The organism is Flavobacterium sp. PLA-DH12, assembly GCF_059511845.1.
The window spans coordinates 1-19679 of sequence record NZ_JCAMPD010000014.1; the positions used below are offsets into that span (position 1 = coordinate 1).

A 19679-nucleotide genomic window follows, 5' to 3' on the forward strand; every position below is an offset into this window, starting at 1 on the left:
GATACTTCTCTAAATAGTTCCTCTCTAATGTACAATCTTGACTATTATTTCTCATCGTAACAAAATTTATTAAATTTAAATTTTGTTACCGAAATATCTAACCTTTACAATTTCGACCGAAGGAGAAATCTCCGTGAGAAGCTCGACAAAGATTGGCTTTTCTTTACGGAATTACTTGTGGAGATTTCTCCTTCGTCGAAATCACAAAACTGCGTGCACTTCTAGATAATCTTAAACCATAAAATAATGATAAATCTGCTCTACTCCATAAATCACTAGACCAATAACACCTCCAACCAAAGTTCCGTTGATTCGAATATATTGAAGATCCTTGCCGATTTCTAATTCTAATTTTTCAGAAACCTCTTTCCCATCCCAGCTTTTTACAGTTGATGAAATCAAATCCCCTATTACTTTTTTGTTATTCAAAAGCATCGATAGCAAATCGTTTTTAATAAAACCGTTTATTTTGTCAATCATAACTGGATCTTCTTTAATTCCGTTTCCGAAAGTCTGGATTAAATTTGAAATGCTATTTTTTATTGAAGAATTATCACCTTTATTTAAATCGTTTGTAATGGACAATTTAATTTCATCCCAAATGCTATTAATATAATCCTGAACCTCTTTTTTCCCAACAAAACCCAAAATCATATCGTTGATTTTGGTTCTCATTTCTTCTGAGTTTTTTACTTTTTCTAAGAAATTAAAAATGTATTCGTCTATTTTTACGCGTACTGCGCTTTCAGGTTTTTTAGCTTCATTTAGAAAATCTTGCAAACCATTAAAAACACCTTCTGTGATGCTTTTATCAGCCAATCCGAAACTTAAAAGCGGGGTTGAAGCTTTTACTTTTTGCCTAATTAAATCCTTATTGTTAGTCAATTCAGTACTCATTACTTCTAAAAGATTTGTCAGCATCTGATTTTTTAAATTTCCTTTTTGTAAAGGTTCTAATGCCAACGCTACCCAATCGCCAAAATTAATTCCTTCTATTTTTTCCTTAAACTGAACCTGAATAAACCTTCTGACATCTTCATCTTTTATAGTCCTTAAAACTCCTGGAATAATATTTACAGCAACCGCATTGGCAATTTTATTGGCGTTTTCTTGTTTCGAAAGCCACTCTGAAGCTTTGGTGGCAAAATTGAATTCGTCAAGTTTTATTTCCAATTTTTCTCGGTCTAAAAACTCCTCAGAAACAAAATTCCCTAAGTTCTCTCCTATTTCATTTTTCTTGGTTGGAATAATTGCCGTATGCCAAATCGGAATTCCCATAGGGTGACGAAAAAGCGCCACAACAGCAAACCAATCGGCGATTCCTCCAACCATAGCCGCCTCACTAAAAGCTTGAAGTATTGGAATTTTGAAGTAAATGGCAATTACAAACAACAGCACAGCAACCCCCAAAAGCCCCAAAGCATTTTGCTTCATTTTCTTGAGAGCTTTTACTTTGGCAATATCTCGATCTATAATAGTTTCCATAATTATAAACATTTGTACTACTAATTTATGGCTTTTTTCTGAAAAGGTTTAACTCTATTGATCATTTTGATAGCCACAAATTCATATATATTCTTTTAAAATTAACCAATTCATTAGTGCAATACATTTTTAAAAATTTTGTTTTGAGATAATTCGTGAATTCGTGGCGAAAAATTTTAATTAAAAGTTGTATTTTTGCCAACTGAAAATGGAAAAAATATGATTATCCAAAAAACTAGAGAGGAAATCGAATTAATGCGCGAAAGTGCTTTAATCGTATCGAAAACATTAGGAATGATTGCTTCTGAAATTAAAGAAGGAGTTACTACATTATATCTTGACAAATTAGCCGAAGAATTTATTCGTGATCACGGAGCAGTTCCAAGTTTCCTTGGATTGTATGATTTCCCGAATTCACTTTGTATGAGTCCAAATGCTCAGGTTGTTCATGGTATTCCTAATAATACACCTCTTAAAAGCGGTGATGTAATTTCGGTTGACTGCGGAGCTTTTAAAAATGGTTTTCATGGAGACCATGCTTACAGCTTCGAAATTGGAGAAGTCGCACCTGAAGTTAAAAAACTTTTACGCGTAACTAAAGAATCTCTTTACGTTGGAATTAGAGAATTTAAAGCTGGAAATCGCGTTGAAGATGTTGGAAATGCGATTCAAAAATATACTGAAGCTCACGGTTACGGAGTTGTTCGTGAATTGGTTGGACATGGTGTTGGGCAAAAAATGCACGAAGAACCAGAAATGCCAAATTACGGAAAACGTGGTCGAGGAAAGCTTTTTGTTGAAGGAATGGTTGTAGCAATTGAACCTATGATCAACATGGGAACTAGAAACATCAAACAACTTAAAGACGGCTGGACAATCTTGACTGCTGACGGAAAACCTAGCGCGCATTTCGAGCACGACGTAGCTTTAATCGATGGAAAACCTGAATTATTATCAACTTTCCAATATATCTACAAAGCTTTAGGAATCGAAAGCAACGAAGAAGACGAATTTAGACAAGTTCCGTTAATAGTATAGCTATTACACAGAGATACACAAAGATATACGCCAAGATTCACAAAAAATTATTTATACGCCTTTTTTGAAATGTATGCTGAAAATTTAGTTTCGAAAGATGAACTAGATTCTATTTCATACAAAATTATTGGTTTAGCAATTGAAGTCCACAGACAATTAGGCCCTGGTTTACTAGAATCTGCTTACCAAGAATGTTTGTACTACGAAATAGTAAATTCTGGTTTAATAGTTGAAAAACAAAAAGCTTTACCTATAATTTATAAAGATATAAAATTAGATCACGGATATAGAATCGATTTGTTAATTGAAAACAAAATTGTAATTGAATTAAAGACTGTGGAGGCTTTTACAGATGTACATTTTGCACAAATACTAACATATCTTAAACTTGGAAATTATCCTTTAGGATTGCTCATAAACTTTGATTCAAAAATATTAAAAAACAACATAAAAAGATTTATAAACACTCTGTGAAGCTCTGTGTCTTACTTAGTGCAACTCTGTGAAATAACCCCATGAAAAAACTTTTCAAATTAGTTTTAAATACAATCCCGCGTCCTTTATTAATTCGTTTAAGTTATGTGGCGCGTCCAATTTTAGCTTTCTCTTTAAAAGGAGACAAATTTACAGATCCAATTGACGGAAAAAGCTTTAAATCGTTTTTGCCTTACGGATACGGAAAACAGCGTAATAATGTGCTTTCACCAAGTACACTTTCTCTAGAAAGGCACCGTTTACTTTGGTTGTATTTAAACGATCAGACTGATTTTTTTACAGCACCAAAAAAAGTATTGCATTTTGCTCCAGAGCAAGCTTTTTATAAAAGATTTCGCAAGCAGAAAAATTTAGATTACACAACAACTGACTTACTTTCGCCATTGGCCGATGTAAAAGCAGATATCTGTAATTTACCCTTCAAAGACAATGAATATGACGTTATTTTATGTAATCACGTTTTAGAGCATATTCCTGACGACACAAAAGCAATGCAGGAATTATTCAGAGTTTTAAAACCAGGCGGAATGGCAATTTTGCAGATTCCTCAGGATTTATCTCGCGAAGTTACTTTTGCCGATGATTCGATTACAGACCAAAAGGAACGCGCTAAAATCTTCGGCCAATACGATCACGTTCGTGTTTACGGACGCGATTATTTCGATAAATTAAGAAGTATTGGATTTATAGTTATCGAAGAAGATTACACTAACAAAATTGCACCAGAATTGGTTGAGAAATACTGTTTAGCAAAAGGCGAGATTATTCCGCTTTGCTTTAAACAGGAAAACTAATTTTTCACCATATAAGTTCATTTAATAAAGAGTTTTCAAAATATCAGATTTGAAAACTCTTTATTTTTTTGCCCAATTCCCAAAATATAAGCCTAACCAAATCCCTAAACCTTGGAACCTACAAAATCATTTCAGTTCTGTTTTGACATCAGTTTGGATAAAAATCTGAATACCTATATTCCAACTGCATACATTGTCGAGAATACTAGCGAAATCAAATATTTAGACAAAAAAGCAAGTCCCGATGTACTTGAAAGTTTCGGAATCACTTTTGACAATTTAGATTCCAACTCAAAAAGAATATTAACTGCTTGCGATTCTTTAAAACCTGAATTTATTTTTAAAAAATTCGGAGCCAAAATTAAATCAGCCAAAACAATTGCTGATTTGCAGAAAGATTCAAAAATTGAATTTGCGATTCGCCAGCATTTAAAATTCAATTTAAGTTCATTTTACGATTTAATTGTAAAAGAACAATTTCCTTTGTCTTTAAACCTCGGACCTGAAAAAGATTTTTATCGTTCAAGAGTCAGCATTGATCCCCTAGATTTTGAACCTCAGATTCAATTTGACAAACATGCCGAAGGAATTACTTATACCCTTTCTTTAAAGGAAAATGAAACCACTTTTTCTCCAATGGATATCAAAGCAGAAATTCTTTTGGACGAACCGGGCTGGCTTATTATCAATAAAAAATTAGGACAATTAAAAGAGCTAAACTCGAAAAAACTAATGCCTTTTTTAAAGAAAAAGTCAATTGAAATACCTTCAAAATTAGTTGACGATTACTTTAAAAGTTTTATTCCGCAAATCGCAAAGAAAATAGATATTGAAGCTACTGGTTTTGAGATTGAGCTTCGAGACAAAATCCTTTCCTGTACAATTCAGCCTATTCACGATTTCTTTAAAAACTGTTATTATCTTAATCTTTATTTTGATTATAACGGATATTCATTTGATGGAAGCAAAACTAAAAAAACACATTCTTTTGTAGATTTCAGTATTGCTAACGAACCTAAAATAATTCAGTTTAAAAGGAATCCAGACGAAAATTTATATACAGATAAATTAAATGAAATTGGTTTATCAAAAATCAAAAACGAATTATTTGGAATAAATTCAGAAGCCGAAAACACAGATCCTTACGTAAACATTCAACTGATAATTGATCATAAAGAAGAGCTAAAAAGTTTAGGCTTTACCATCGAAAATCTAAAACTGGAAAGCAAAGAAATCATTACAGAAAGCCACACTATTTCTGCTTCAAAAGAAACAACAGGCGATTGGTTTGACATTAAGATAATCATCACGGTTGGAAATTATAAAATCAATTTCAGTGAAATAATTCCGAATATAAAAAGCAAAGAAAGGCTTTTTGCATTGCCTGACGGAAACTACTTTTTGATTCCGCTAGAATGGTTTAGTAAATATGGTTCTTTAGCGAAATTAGCCAAAACAGAAAACGGCGTTTTGCTTTTACGTAAAAGCAATTTTACAGCTTTAGACGGAATTTCGGAAATCGACAATGATTTGGATCAGATTCATCAAGCCGAATTTACAGCTTCAGACTTAATAAAAGCAACTTTAAGACCTTATCAAGTTGATGGTGTAAAATGGCTTTTAGGCCATTTCAATTCCAACATGGGTGCATGTCTGGCCGATGATATGGGACTTGGAAAAACCTTGCAAACATTATCCGTTTTAGTTTCTGTTCAGGAACAATTAGGCTTTACCACTAAAACCACCAATTTTGATTTGTTTGCTAACGAAACCACAATTGAAAGAGAACCACTTAAGGCTTTAATCGTTCTTCCTTCTTCATTGGTTTTTAACTGGTTTAACGAAGCTGGAAAGTTTACGCCTCACTTTTCTAAAATGCAATATGTCGGAAATGATCGAAAAATGTTAGCAAGCAGCATCAATTCAACCGACTTGATTTTCACAAGTTACAGCATCGTTCATCGAGATATTTCTATTTTAGAAAAATACGATTTCCGTTATTTAATTTTAGATGAAAGTCAGTACATCAAAAACAAAAATTCTAAGATTTTTAAAGCCATAAATAAAATAAGTACTGGACATAAAATTGCTTTGAGTGGAACACCAATCGAAAATTCGCTTGACGATTTATGGTCGCAAATGCAATTTATCAATCCGGACATTTTGGGCAGTTATGCTTTCTTTATGGAAAATTTCAAAAATCCGATTGAGAAAAAACAAAATGAAGAAGTTCTCGCTGAATTAAAAAATCTTATACAGCCTTATATCCTAAGAAGAACAAAAGAACAGGTTTTAAAAGATCTTCCTGAATTGACAGAGCAGATTTATTATTGCGACATGGATCCTGAACAGGAAAAATTATACGAAAAAGAAAAATCTAAAGCTCGTAATTTCCTTCTTAAAACAGATGGATCTCCTGACAAAATCAGTATTATTAATACTTTGATGAAGCTGAGACAACTTAGTAATCACCCGAAAATGGTTGATCAGGAATCTGAAGTTGATTCGGGAAAATATATTGCCGTAACCAATTATTTAGAAAATTTAGTAAAAGCAAAACAGAAAGTAATCATTTTCAGTTCGTTTGTTACCAACTTAAATTTCTATACTGATTGGTGTAAAGAAAACAAAATAGATTTCTGTGAAATTACAGGCGAAACTCCATCAGACAAAAGAGAACAGCAAGTCAAAATGTTTCAGGAAAAGGAAAATCCGTTGCTGTTTTTTATTTCGCTTAAAGCGGGAGGCGTTGGTTTAAATATCACCAAAGCTTCTTACGTTTTATTCTTAGATCCGTGGTGGAATCCTTTTGCAGAAAAACAAGGTATTGGCCGAGCGCATCGAATTGGGCAATTGAATAAAGTAAACGTGATTCGTTTTATCTCGAAAAATACAGTCGAAGAGAAAATCATCAAACTGCAGGAAAACAAAAAACTACTATCAGATTCCCTTTTGGAAGAAAGCTATATTAATGATGAAATTGAAGGTAATTTAGAATATATTTTGGGTTCATAATCGTTAAATCCAATAGAATGGCATCTTTTTCGTTATATAAAATTGTTATATTTACAATCTTACAATGTTTTAAGATGCCAAAATTTTTATATACAAGCTTTATTTTTCTTTTCATTATTACTTTAGCGAAAGCTCAAGAAAAAGAAATCGATCCTCCTTATAATATTAAAACTGTTTCATTTATTCAGAATGGCAGTAATGTTCCGCCAATTTTCGAATTAGGTTCTCCATTTACCTTTCAATTTGATGATTTATTTGGTAATGAAGCTAATTATTATTTTGAAGTTATTCATTGCGACTACAACTGGTTTCCTACGGTCATTCCAAAAACAGATTATATTCTCGGCATGGACAATCAGAGAATTACCGATTTTTCGAATTCGTTTAATACTCTACAAGTTTATACACATTATAGACTTTCTTTTCCAAATCAGTTTACGCAATTATTGAAACTTTCTGGCAATTACATGCTGCGAATTCTTAATGAAGACAGAGAAGTTGTTTTCTCAAGAAAATTTATTTTGCATGAAAATCATTGTACAGTTGGTGTTCAAGTAAAAAGAACCCGTAACCTGAGTAATATTGATTATAAACAGAATCTTGATTTTGCCATCTTATCTAATGATATAGTTTTTCAAACCCCATTGCAAAATGTAAAAGTTCTTTTACTGCAAAACGGAAACCTTCATACTGAGATAAAAAATGTTGTTCCCCAATACACAATTGGCAATCAGCTGGTTTATAAATATGACAAAGAAACCCAATTTTGGGGCGGAAATGAGTTTTTATATTTTGAAAACAAAGACATTCGAGCAGCAAATAATAATGTTGCCAAAATAGGTTCAAACAATGACATTTACAATGCGTTTTTATATACCAATGCTGCAAGAGGAAATCAGATTTACACCAATTATGAAGACGTAAATGGAAATTTTGTAGTTAAGAATATCAACGGTTCTAATAACGACATTGAAGCCGATTATGCTTGGGTTTATTTTACTCTTTCTGCTCCTGCTTTTAGAATGAACAAAGACATCTATATTACTGGAATGTTTAACAACTACAGTCTTTCGCCAGAATACAAAATGGATTATAATGCAGACAAAGGAATTTTTGAAAAAGCCATTATGATCAAACAAGGTTTTACTAATTTTCAATATACCGTTGCAGACAAAAAAGGAGTAATCGATTTTGAAAATGCCATTGACGGAAACTTTTATCAGACTGAAAACGAGTACACCATCTTGGTTTATTATAAAGAAGCAACCGATCGTTACCAGCGCGTTATCGGAAAAGGAAATGCAAACTCTATCAATATAGTCAATTAAAACAATGTTAAGGTTTTAGATTAAATGATTTTTTTTCGTAGCTTTGCCTTTATAACACTCACATATATACGGCGTTAGTATGGTTTCTCAAATTACACGAGGCATAAAAATATCTGTTTTGACTAGTTTTGAAGGTACATATTTCAAAAACTACAAGATTCATTTTGCTTTTAGCTACGTAGTTACCATCGAAAATCATAGTAAAGATTCTGTTCAATTAACTTCTCGCCACTGGGAAATTTTTGATTCTTTAAATGATCTAGAAGTTGTAGATGGCGAAGGCGTTATTGGTAAAAAACCAGTTTTAAAACCTGGTGAAAACCACACCTACAGTTCTGGCTGTTTATTATCGTCTCCTTACGGCGCAATGAAAGGTCATTTCAACATGATCAATTTTACTACTACAAAAACATTCAAAGTAATTGTTCCTACTTTTAGAATGTGTGCTCCTTTTGCATTAAATTAAGATATAGTCTACATCTATAGCTTTTATCGTTATCTTAATCATAAAATTGTCAATTTATTAATTTATCCTTTGTACTTTTGTGCAGCGTTAGATTATTCGTAACAAAACAAATCGTCTAACTTTAAATTGTCTAATTCACAAAATTTTAAATAACATGCTTAAAGGATTTTTTCATGTACCAAAAGCGGTAAACGAGCCTGTAAAAAGCTACGCACCAAATTCACCAGAAAAAGCTGCTGTTCAGGCTGCTTATACCACAATGTGGAATTCTCAAATTGACGTTCCTTTGTATATTGGAAACGAAGAAATTAGAACTGGGAATACAAGAAACATTACAGCACCTCATGATCACAAACACGTTGTTGGAAAATATCATTTAGCTGAAAAACAACATATCGAAAAAGCCATTGCAAATGCTCTTGAATCAAGAAAAGCATGGGCAAACTTAGCATGGGAACAACGTGCTGCTATTTTCTTAAAAGCTGCTGAACTTATCGCAGGACCATACAGAGCTCGTATCAACGCTGCTACAATGATTGGTCAGTCTAAAAATATTCACCAAGCAGAAATTGACGCTTCTTGCGAATTAATCGACTTTTTACGTTACAATGTTGAGTTTATGACTCAAATCTACAACGATCAGCCAAAATCTGATTCTTCTGTTTGGAACCGTGTAGAGTACAGACCTCTTGAAGGTTTTGTTTACGCAATTACTCCTTTCAACTTTACTGCAATCGCTGCAAACCTTCCTGCAAGTGCTGCAATGATGGGTAACGTTGTGGTTTGGAAACCAAGTGACAGCCAAGTATTTTCTACAAAAATCATTTTAGAAGTTTTCAAAGAAGCTGGAGTTCCTGATGGCGTTATCAACGTAGTTTTTGGAGACGCTTTAATGATTACCGATACTGTTTTAGCTAGCCGCGATTTTGCTGGTATTCACTTTACAGGATCAACTCATGTATTTAAAGATATTTGGGCTAAAATTGGAGCAAACATTCACAATTACAAAACATACCCAAGAATTGTTGGCGAAACTGGAGGTAAAGATTTTATCATTGCTCACCCAAGTGCAAATGTAAAACAAGTAGTTACAGGAATTACTCGTGGAGCTTTCGAATTCCAAGGGCAAAAATGTTCTGCAGCTTCTAGAGCTTATATTCCTCAAAGTTTATGGCCTGCTGTAAAAGAGCAATTAGTTGCTGATGTAAAATCTATGAAAATGGGTTCTCCAGAAGACTTCGGAAACTTCATTACAGCAGTAATCCACGAAGGTTCTTTTGATAAATTAGCTAGTTATATTGACCAAGCTAAAAAAGATGCTGATGCTGAAATCATCGTTGGAGGAAATTACGATAAATCTGTTGGATACTTTATTGAGCCAACGGTTATTGTAACTACAAATCCAAAATATACTACAATGGAAACTGAGCTATTTGGACCAGTTATCACAATTTATGTTTATGAAGATGCTAAATGGGAAGAAACTTTAGAACTAGTAGATACTACTTCTGAGTATGCTTTAACTGGAGCAGTTTTCAGCCAAGATCGTTATGCTATTGAAGTAGCTACAACTAAATTGCAAAACGCTGCTGGTAACTTCTACATTAATGACAAACCAACTGGAGCAGTTGTAGGAATGCAACCATTTGGTGGAGCAAGAGCATCTGGAACTAATGATAAAGCAGGTTCTGCATTAAACCTATTGCGTTGGGCTTCTCCAAGAACTATTAAAGAAACTTTTGTAACTCCAGAAGATTACAGATACCCTTTCTTAGGATAATCTTATTTTAAAGAGTTTAGATTATAAAAAAGCAGGAATTTCATTTGAAATTCCTGCTTTTGCTTTTTATATTATTAAATTATAAAAACACTAACTCCTCCAAAACTTTCAGATTTTCAGACTTACATTTTATATTTTACAAGCATTAGTTTTTTTGTAATACTTTTCTTATTTATTTAAAAATCAGCACTTTAAATACCAAAATGTCTTATTTTAATATTTTAATACCTTTTTGTTCCGTTCAGGAAAAGCACATCCTTCTAAATTTGCTTAATAATAAACAACATTAAAAGATATTAGAAAAAAAACTACATACGTATGAGAAATTTAAACAATGTTCCTGAAGTCATTATGAAATCAAAAAGCATAGGACATCCGATTAATTACAAATGGACTAAGAAGAAAATAAATAAACTTTTAGATTGCGTAGAAGGAAATGAAGAACTAGAAAACGCTTTAATGCAGATAAATCATAAAGGTTCTATAGGATTAACAGCAGCTCTTTTAGAATGGATATATTGGCGTTTTACTGGATATAGTCAAGCCACTCACGATACAAAAAAGCGTATCGAAGCACTTTGGTGTTCTATCAATAATCGCGAACAGACAAATCCATTATTATTTGACACTGATTTCGAAATACCAGCCAATGGGCCAGTCAACGGAGTACTTTGGATTGCCTTAATGAATGTTAGAATGATTGATGCCAGATACAGAAAAGGTTCTTACTTCTTGCAAAATGACATTGTTGGATTGATTCAGTTAGCACGTCATATCACACCAAAAAAGAAAAATTTTGACAACTGGCTTGACCAAACTGTAACTCATTTAACAGAATCTCATCCTAACACCTATAAAAATGATGTATTAGATGAAAGTGATGAAGCTGTTTATGATTCACATAGTGAACCAACAATTTCCAGAGAATATTTCTTTGATCCAGAATTTCAATATACTGTTGAAGCATCAGAAAATGCAATTCACAATTTTATTGACAATTTAGACCTTAAAGCAAATACTTTTCTTAATTTTTCAAAGAAAGCTTCTTAATACTAAATTTAAAAACAAACCCGATTAGAAATTACTAATCGGGTTTATTTTATTTATGGTTTAAATTTTAAAGGAAGATGCACTACTTTTTTAGTTTCAAAAAATTCATCCTCAAATATTTCGGCCAAGTCATACAAAGTAGCGCTTGGAAAATCTTTTAGTTCTTCAGCTAAATCACCGCCTTTTAAATACAGAATACCATTCTTTAATTTATGTTTATGCTGCTTTTTAATCTTATCTTTTATCCAAGAGACAAAATCAGGCATATTGGTTACGGCGCGGCTCACAATAAAATCGAAATCGCCTTTTACTAATTCAGCACGTTTTTGTTCTGCTTTAACATTCTTCAATTCTAATGCATCAACAACCCCCTGAACCACTTTTATTTTCTTTGCAATAACATCAATCAAATAAAAACGAGTTTCAGGAAAAAGAATCGCTAACGGAATTCCAGGAAAACCGCCTCCCGTTCCAACGTCCAGAACAGTAGCTCCAGGTTCGAATTTCATGATTTTAGCAATTCCTAAGGAATGCAAAATGTGTTTTGTATATAATGAATCAATGTCTTTGCGCGAAATAACATTGATTTTTTCGTTCCAATCGTGGTATAAAAAGTCTAATTTTTGAAATTGCTCGATTTGAAGATCGGTCAAATTGGGAAAATATTTCAATATCTCATCCATTGCTGTAAATTTTTAACAAAAGTACTACTTTACGATTGAAATATTTAACTCAATTTTGCAAATTGAGAATTTATAATAATTACCTTTGAAACCTATTTAAATTAATTATGAATAACACTGCTCCAACTTTTGCACGGCAAGACAATTTAAAGTTTTTTAGAACGCTTAACTCTCGCGTTAACAATTACTTTAAAGAAAACAATATCAAAAAAACCGGAAACTGGAAGTTACACTTAAAAGCTGTTATTCTATTTGCTGTTTTTCTAACTCCCTATTTTTTAATTCTTACTCTCGAGATGCCATTTTGGCTAATGCTATTGTTATCGATTGTAATGGGTATAGGAATGGCTGGTGTTGGGATGAACGTAATGCACGACGGTAACCATGGTTCTTACTCTACTAAAAGTTGGATTAATAAATTTATGGGCGGAACAATCTACGTTCTGGCTGGGAATGTTTACAACTGGCAAGTACAGCATAATGTATTGCACCACACTTATACTAATATTCCAGGACATGACGAGGATTTAGATGCTGGAAGAATTATTCGTTTTACAGAACATGCAGAATGGCATCGTTTTCATCGTTTCCAACACTATTATTCTGTTTTCTTATACGGTTTATTGACTTTCAATTGGGCTTTAACGACTGATTTTAAGCAGATGAGAAATTACCTGAAAAGAAAATTATCTTACGGAGAACCAAAAAATCCTAAAATACTTTGGACAACACTTATCATTACTAAAATGATTTATGTTTCGATCTGGATTGTTTTGCCAATTGTAATTGGAATTACATGGTGGAAAGTTCTTGTTGGATTTTTTGCAATGCATTACACAGCCGGATTAATCTTAAGTATCGTTTTTCAATTAGCACACGTGGTTGATCATACGACAAATCCAACTCCAAATGATTTAGGGGAAATGGATAATACTTGGGCAATTCACCAATTGTATACTACGACTAATTTTGCGCCAAAAAATGCAATCGTAAACTGGTATACTGGCGGATTAAACCATCAAATCGAACATCATATTTTCCCAAATATCAGTCATATTCACTATGGTAAAATTGCAAAAATCGTAAAAGAAACGGCAAAAGAATGCAACTTGCCTTATTACGAGTATAAAACAATGCGAAGTGCCGTTGTTGCTCACTTTAAGCATTTACGCGATTTGGGAATGAAACCAGAATTATCAGTTTAATAACTAAAGAAAATCTATTAATAATTAACCTTCCTTAACAGGCGCAGCAAATTAAGGACATTCAAAAATTTTATAATGAATCATATTCTTTCGGACAGAATCAACAATCTTGCGACTTCGCAGACATTAGCAATGGCCGCTTTGGCAAGAGAATTAAAAGCACAAGGAAAAGACATTATCAGCTTAAGTTTAGGTGAACCAGATTTCAACACACCAGACTTTATTAAAGAAGCAGTAATAAAAGCAGTAAACGAAAATTATAGCACTTATTCTCCAGTTGAAGGTTACCTTGAATTGAGAGAAGCAATTTGCAGAAAATTCAAAAGAGACAACGGATTAGATTATAAACCAACTCAAATTGTAGTTTCTACAGGTGCAAAACAATCTTTATACAACATTGCGCAAGTAATGTTAAACGACGGTGACGAAGTTATTTTACCAGCACCTTACTGGGTTTCTTACTTCGAAATCGTAAAACTTTCTGGTGGAGTTCCTGTTGAAGTTCCAACTTCTGTAGAAACAGATTTCAAAATGACACCAGAACAATTAGAAGCTGCCATCACACCAAAAACAAAAATGATGTGGTTCTCTTCTCCTTGTAATCCTTCAGGTTCTGTTTACAGCAGAGAAGAATTAACAGCATTGGCAAAAGTTTTAGAAAAACACCCAAATATCTATGTAGTTTCAGACGAAATTTATGAGCACATCAATTTCTCAGGAACTTTCTGTAGCATCGGATCTATTCCTGGAATGTTAGATAGAACAATCACCGTAAACGGAGTTGCAAAAGCATTCGCAATGACAGGATACAGAATTGGTTATATTGGAGCGCCTGAATTCATCGCAAAAGCGTGTACAAAAATTCAAGGACAAGTAACTTCTGGTGCAAATTCTGTAGCTCAACGCGCTACAATCACTGCAGTAGATGCTGATCCAAGTGTTTTAAACCACATGGTTGAAGCTTTCCACGGTCGTAGAGATTTAGTAGTTGGATTATTAAAAGAAATTCCAGGAGTAAAAATCAACGTTCCAGAAGGTGCATTCTACGTGTTCCCAGACGTTTCTTCTTTCTTCGGAAAAACTTTAAAAGGTCACGAAATCAAAGATGCAAACGATGTTTCGATGTATCTTTTAGCTGAAGCAAACGTTGCAACAGTAACTGGAGACGCGTTCGGAAATCCAAACTGTATTCGTTTCTCTTATGCAACAAGCAACGATATTTTAAAAGAAGCATTACGCAGAATCAAAGAAGCTTTGACTGCATAACAATATTCTAAGTTTTATTAAAAACGGCTTAAGGTTCAAAAGTTTCATCACTTTTATACTTTAAGCTGTTTTTTTTATGGGCGTGTCCTACGGCCGGGCTATCCACTATATCTTTTATGGCGAACCCCGCCATAAAAGGATATCGCTCCTATCCCTCACGCAAAACGACCAACAATAAAAATTCATTCTCAAAAGAAAAAATCTGCTAAAATCTACCATCCCGATAGCTATCGGGAGCGTGAAACTAAAAAATTACAAAATTCCCATTCTACAATATTATAAAACCTCGATTGTAATCCTGTAAAACAAAGCTTCTTTTAAATTGCAAACTTTGTAACATATTAATTTCAAAAATTATATGTCATGATACATACAGATGAAACCACACAAGAAACAGTTAAAACCTTAGAAGGATTAATATCAATTCTTGAAGACGGAAAACTTGGATATACAAACGCTGCAGAACATGTCGAAAATCCAGCCATAAAAACTGATTTTCTGGAATATGCCAGAGAAAGAGCCTTATTTATTGTAGAATTACAGGATCAAATCAACAAACTAGGAAAATCAACAGACAATTCAGGCGGAGGTCCACTTGGAGCTTTGCACCGAACTTGGATTGATATTAAATCATCATTTACAGGAGGCGACACTAAAGCAATCATCAATGCTTGTATTACAGGCGAAGAAGCTGCAGTCGAAAAATACAAAATGGCACTTGATGAAAACCATTTGGAACATGATCAGGTTTACATCATTTCAAAACAATTAAACAGTATTCAAAATACTTTATCGCAAATAAAAATGAAAGCAAGCTAAACGATTCATGCTTTTTTTTTGAAAACTGCTCAGTCTTCGGATTGGGCGGTTTTTTTTTATATAAATGGAAAATAAATCTTACATTAGCGTTACAATCAATCCCTAACTTAAAATCTTATTTCTTTTAATTTAAAGAAAAACAAATCTTAATGACTGTAAAAAATTTAGCAATTGTATTTTTATTTATAACTCAAATCTCTTTTAGTCAAAATAATTCTATTGATAACCCTCCTAAGAAAACTTGGAAAATATTAATTAAAAATGATAAATCTGCAGAGGAAAATTTTACATTGGTTGGAAGAACAATCTTGGAAAATGATTGTCAAATTGAGAAAAAAGACAATGACTTTTTATCAATACAAACATCTCCAAAAAACTTAGAAAAACTAAATGCTATTTATTACTTAAATTTTGTGATTAAAGACAGCTTAATAGTTTTAACTGGAATGTCAAAATTGAATATTTCAATAAATTTGGGAGGAATTACCTCTGAAAGTTCATATGAAAAAATAATTAATAGAGGAATGAGAGGTTCAGTATTTAAAGAATCTTTTAATGAAATGTTGAAATTCGCAACACTTTTCCCTAAATCTGAATATGAATTTGTTATTGAATAAAAACAACGAACTTTTCTTTAAGCATTCCATATTAGGTTAACAATTTCAAAAAAATCGCTTCATCACTAGCAAACTCGAATAATTTATTAGACCTTTGCACACTTTTTTTCGGGAATACCACAAAAGTCTAAAGTTTTAGAAATGAAGAAGAAAATCGAAATATTAGCTCCTGCTAGAGATTTAATTGGAGGAATCGCAGCCATAAACAGTGGTGCCGACGCAGTATATATTGGTGCGCCACAGTTTGGTGCACGTTCAAATGCCAACAACTCAATTGAAGATGTTGCTGAACTAGTTAAATACGCGCACTTATTTAACGCACAGGTTTTTGTGGTTATGAATACCATTTTATACGACAACGAATTAGAAACTTGTCGCGCAATGATTTGGGAATTATACGATATTGGTGTCGATGCATTGATCATTCAAGATATGGCGATTATGGAAATGGACTTGCCTCCTATCGTACTTCATGCCAGTACACAAGCTAATAATCGTGACGCCGATAAAATTAAATTCCTTAAAGATGCAGGAATCAAACGTGTCGTTTTAGCACGTGAATTAAACCTGCATCAAATTAAAACGATTTACGATCACGCTGATGTTGAACTAGAGTTTTTCGTAACTGGAGCTTTATGTGTTTCTTTTAGCGGAAACTGTTATATGAGTGTGGCTAACGGAGAAAGAAGTGCAAACCGTGGTTCTTGCGCGCAAAACTGCCGTTTACCATATAACTTAATCGACGGAAATGGAGATACTTTAATCAGAAACAGCCACTTGCTTTCTATTAAAGATTTAGATGTTTCAGATCAGATTCCGAATTTAATTGAAGCTGGAATTGTTTCTTTTAAAATCGAAGGAAGATTAAAAGATGTTGCTTACGTTAAAAACAATGTTTCCTATTTACGTCAAAAATTAGACAGCTTTTTAGAAGGAAGCGATAAATACATTAAAGCTTCTTCTGGAAAATGTACGTATACTTTTGATTCTACATTAAGCAGAACTTTCAATCGTGGTTATACCGATTATTTTGTAAACGAAAGACACAGTTCTATTGGTTCTTGGGAAAGCCCAAAATCAAAAGGACAATATATTGGTAAATTAATTAGAACTGTTGGAAATGCTTACGAAATTGAAAACGGGGAATTATTAAACAACGGTGACGGACTTTGCTTCATCAACGAAAATAATGAAGCTGACGGAATCTACGTAAACAAAGCGGAAAACGGAAAAGTATATCCAAACGTTCTTAAAGAAATCAAAGACGGAACTTTCATTTACAGAAATAACGATGCGGCTTTCATTAAAATCGTAGAAAGAGAAGATAGTGCTATCCGTAAAATCGGAACTACTTTATTGCTTACAGAAAACGAAAACGGTTTTGAATTAATCGCAACCGACGAAGACGGAAATGTAAGTACAGTAAAATTACAGCATCCAAAAGAACAAACAAAAACAGGCGAATCAATCGAAGAAAACATCAAAGTTCAATTGGCTAAAACAGGTTTTACACCTTACAGCGCCGATGAAATCAATGTAATGTTCACCGAAAACTGGTTCCTTCCTATTTCAAAAATCAACGAAATGAGAAGAAATGTTTTCGAACAATTATCAGAAATTCGTTTAGCAAATTACGTTCGCGAAGAACATCAATTGGTAAAAACGTCACACCCATATCCTGAAACCAAATTGGATTTCATGTACAACGTTTCGAACAAAACGGCTCGTAAATTCTACGAACGTCACGGTGTTACCGAAATCGAAAAAGCATTTGAATTACAATGGGATCCAGGAAAATCTCGTGTAATGACAACCAAATATTGCATCAAATACGAATTAAAAAAATGCCCGATACACCAAAAAGACATTGTAGGTGTTAAAGTAAAAGAACCATTGGTTTTAAAACAAGGTGAACTTGAATACAAACTAAAATTCAACTGCAAACCCTGCGAAATGGAAATCTGGGAAAAAGATGCTGAATTTGAAATTGAAGAAGATCATTTTCATTAAAAAAGTTTAACCGCAACGTTTTTTAACCGCAAAGAGCGCAAAGAATTACGCAAAGGTTCGCAAAGATTTTAAACCAATCTTTGCGAACCTTTTTTTTAACTTAAAAACAAACTTAGCGTTCTTTGCGTAATTCTTTGCGCTCTTTGTGGTTAAATTTATTCTGCAATTTCCACAATCTTGTCATTTCGACGAAGGAGAAATCTTCGTAAGCAACTCCGTTCCAATATGCCAATCTTTGTAGAGCTAATTGTGGAGATTTCTCCTTCGTCGAAATAACAAACTTTGTGGGTTACTTTATCTTAAAAATCAAAATCTGCTGAATCTGTAAAATCTGCGAGAAAATTTTCCTTATCTAAAAAAACAAAAACTTAGCGCTCTTTGCGTTCCCGATAGCTATCGGGATTGCGAACTTTGCGGTTAAAACCTTTTTCCCTACTTTTACTACTCAAACAATACAACACTCCAAAATGAAAATACTACTCCTAGGTTCAGGCGAATTAGGCAAAGAATTTGTCATTGCCGCACAACGAATCGGACAAACCATAATTGCAGTTGACAGTTACGAAAACGCACCAGCGATACAGGTAGCACACGGTTTTGAAGTCATCAACATGCTCGACGGCGATGCACTTGACCGAATCGTAGCCAAACACCAACCCGATTTTATCGTTCCTGAAATAGAAGCCATTCGCACCGAACGTTTTTACGATTACGAAAAACAGGGAATCACGGTTGTTCCTTCAGCGAAAGCGGCAAACTTTACTATGAATCGTAAAGCCATTCGTGATTTAGCTTCGAAAGAACTTGGGCTAAGAACCGCTAAATATCAATACGCAACTTCAGCCGAAGAACTTCAAAAAGCCGTTCAGGAAGTTGGAATTCCTTGTGTAGTAAAACCATTAATGTCTTCATCTGGAAAAGGACAATCGACAATTAAAACAGAAAGCGATATCGAAAAAGCATGGCAATATGCCGTTGCAGGTTCGCGTGGCGATGTTATCGAAGTTATTGTAGAAGCTTTTGTCAATTTTGATTCTGAAATTACGCTTTTAACGATTACTCAAAATAATAACCCGACATTATTCTGTGCACCAATTGGACACAGACAGGAAAGAGGCGATTATCAAGAAAGCTGGCAACCGGCTTTGGTTTCAGAAAAAGATTTGTACGAAGCTCAAGATATGGCCGAAAAAATTACCGAAGCGCTTGGCGGAGCTGGGCTTTTTGGCGTTGAATTTTTCCTTACTAAAGAGGGCGTTTATTTCTCTGAACTTTCTCCTCGTCCGCATGATACTGGCATGGTAACTTTGGCGGGAACGCAGAATTTCAACGAATTCGAATTGCATTTAAGAGCCATTTTAAGCCTTCCAATTTTCGAAATTACTTTAGAAAAAGCTGGAGCAAGTGCCGTAATTTTAGCATCAGAAGATTCGACAAATCCAACTTTCAGCGGAATCGAAAAAGTAGCCGCTTTACCAAAAACTGATTTCAGAATTTTCGGCAAACCTACTTCAAGACCTTACCGAAGAATGGGAGTTGTTTTAAGTCACGATTCACTTTCAACTCCAATTAACGAAGTAACTGAACGCGCAAAAGAAACAGCGAAATTAATAACTGTAAATTCTTAA

Annotated in this window: 16 protein-coding genes; 14 read left to right on the forward strand and 2 right to left on the reverse strand. The window is 33.6% G+C overall.

The window, feature by feature from the left end:
- Positions 1-231: 231 nt before the first annotated feature.
- On the reverse strand, positions 232-1485 hold the full coding sequence (locus AC5ZCW_RS21040) for a DUF445 domain-containing protein (RefSeq protein ID WP_496121602.1): 1254 nt from the start codon (positions 1483-1485) through the stop codon (positions 232-234).
- 219 nt (positions 1486-1704) lie between these two features.
- Here AC5ZCW_RS21040 and map point away from each other — a divergent pair, with 219 nt between their 5' ends.
- The 8 genes from map to AC5ZCW_RS21080 all read left to right on the forward strand — a co-directional run bounded on the left by map (position 1705) and on the right by AC5ZCW_RS21080 (position 11451).
- A complete protein-coding gene (gene map / locus AC5ZCW_RS21045; RefSeq protein ID WP_343543008.1) occupies positions 1705-2523 on the forward strand; it encodes a type I methionyl aminopeptidase in 819 nt (272 codons plus the stop codon).
- 69 nt (positions 2524-2592) lie between these two features.
- The gene (locus tag AC5ZCW_RS21050) at positions 2593-2997 is read left to right on the forward strand and encodes a GxxExxY protein (RefSeq protein ID WP_496121603.1); all 405 of its coding nucleotides are present in this window, start codon (positions 2593-2595) and stop codon (positions 2995-2997) included.
- A gap of 41 nt (positions 2998-3038) precedes the next feature.
- Entirely contained in the window at positions 3039-3812 is a 774-nt protein-coding gene (locus AC5ZCW_RS21055; RefSeq protein WP_308852765.1) for a class I SAM-dependent methyltransferase, read from the forward strand.
- A gap of 111 nt (positions 3813-3923) precedes the next feature.
- Positions 3924-6827 (forward strand): DEAD/DEAH box helicase, encoded by a 2904-nt coding sequence (locus AC5ZCW_RS21060; RefSeq protein WP_496121604.1) that lies wholly within the window; start codon positions 3924-3926, stop codon positions 6825-6827.
- 74 nt (positions 6828-6901) lie between these two features.
- Entirely contained in the window at positions 6902-8155 is a 1254-nt protein-coding gene (locus AC5ZCW_RS21065; RefSeq protein WP_496121605.1) for a type IX secretion system plug protein, read from the forward strand.
- A gap of 79 nt (positions 8156-8234) precedes the next feature.
- Complete coding sequence (gene apaG, locus AC5ZCW_RS21070) at positions 8235-8621, forward strand: Co2+/Mg2+ efflux facilitator ApaG/CorD (RefSeq protein ID WP_008467225.1); 387 nt, start codon at positions 8235-8237, stop codon at positions 8619-8621.
- Positions 8622-8775: 154 nt separating this feature from the next.
- Positions 8776-10401: an L-glutamate gamma-semialdehyde dehydrogenase gene (gene pruA, locus AC5ZCW_RS21075; RefSeq protein ID WP_177210848.1), complete on the forward strand. Its 1626-nt coding sequence runs from the start codon at positions 8776-8778 to the stop codon at positions 10399-10401.
- 318 nt (positions 10402-10719) lie between these two features.
- Positions 10720-11451 (forward strand): hypothetical protein, encoded by a 732-nt coding sequence (locus tag AC5ZCW_RS21080; protein ID WP_343543021.1) that lies wholly within the window; start codon positions 10720-10722, stop codon positions 11449-11451.
- Between the two features lie 53 nt (positions 11452-11504).
- On the opposite strand, the gene rsmG is transcribed toward AC5ZCW_RS21080, so the two are convergent.
- Positions 11505-12134, reverse strand: a complete 630-nt coding sequence (gene rsmG, locus AC5ZCW_RS21085) for a 16S rRNA (guanine(527)-N(7))-methyltransferase RsmG (protein WP_343543022.1) — start codon at positions 12132-12134, stop codon at positions 11505-11507.
- A gap of 107 nt (positions 12135-12241) precedes the next feature.
- On the opposite strand from rsmG, the gene AC5ZCW_RS21090 reads away from it, so the two are divergent.
- The 6 genes from AC5ZCW_RS21090 (at position 12242) to purT (ending at position 19679) form a co-directional block, all read left to right on the forward strand.
- Positions 12242-13339, forward strand: coding sequence for a fatty acid desaturase family protein (locus AC5ZCW_RS21090; RefSeq protein WP_343543023.1), 1098 nt, complete (start codon positions 12242-12244; stop codon positions 13337-13339).
- Positions 13340-13414: 75 nt separating this feature from the next.
- Positions 13415-14605 carry a pyridoxal phosphate-dependent aminotransferase gene (locus AC5ZCW_RS21095; protein ID WP_177210852.1) on the forward strand — a complete coding sequence of 397 codons (1191 nt, stop codon included), beginning with the start codon at positions 13415-13417 and terminating at the stop codon, positions 14603-14605.
- 363 nt (positions 14606-14968) lie between these two features.
- A complete protein-coding gene (locus AC5ZCW_RS21100) occupies positions 14969-15424 on the forward strand; it encodes a ferritin-like domain-containing protein (RefSeq protein ID WP_496121607.1) in 456 nt (151 codons plus the stop codon).
- A 149-nt stretch (positions 15425-15573) separates the two neighbouring features.
- Positions 15574-16041, forward strand: a complete 468-nt coding sequence (locus AC5ZCW_RS21105; RefSeq protein WP_496121608.1) for a hypothetical protein — start codon at positions 15574-15576, stop codon at positions 16039-16041.
- Between the two features lie 141 nt (positions 16042-16182).
- Complete coding sequence (locus AC5ZCW_RS21110) at positions 16183-18051, forward strand: peptidase U32 family protein (protein ID WP_496121610.1); 1869 nt, start codon at positions 16183-16185, stop codon at positions 18049-18051.
- A 452-nt stretch (positions 18052-18503) separates the two neighbouring features.
- The gene (purT, locus tag AC5ZCW_RS21115; protein ID WP_496121671.1) at positions 18504-19679 is read left to right on the forward strand and encodes a formate-dependent phosphoribosylglycinamide formyltransferase; all 1176 of its coding nucleotides are present in this window, start codon (positions 18504-18506) and stop codon (positions 19677-19679) included.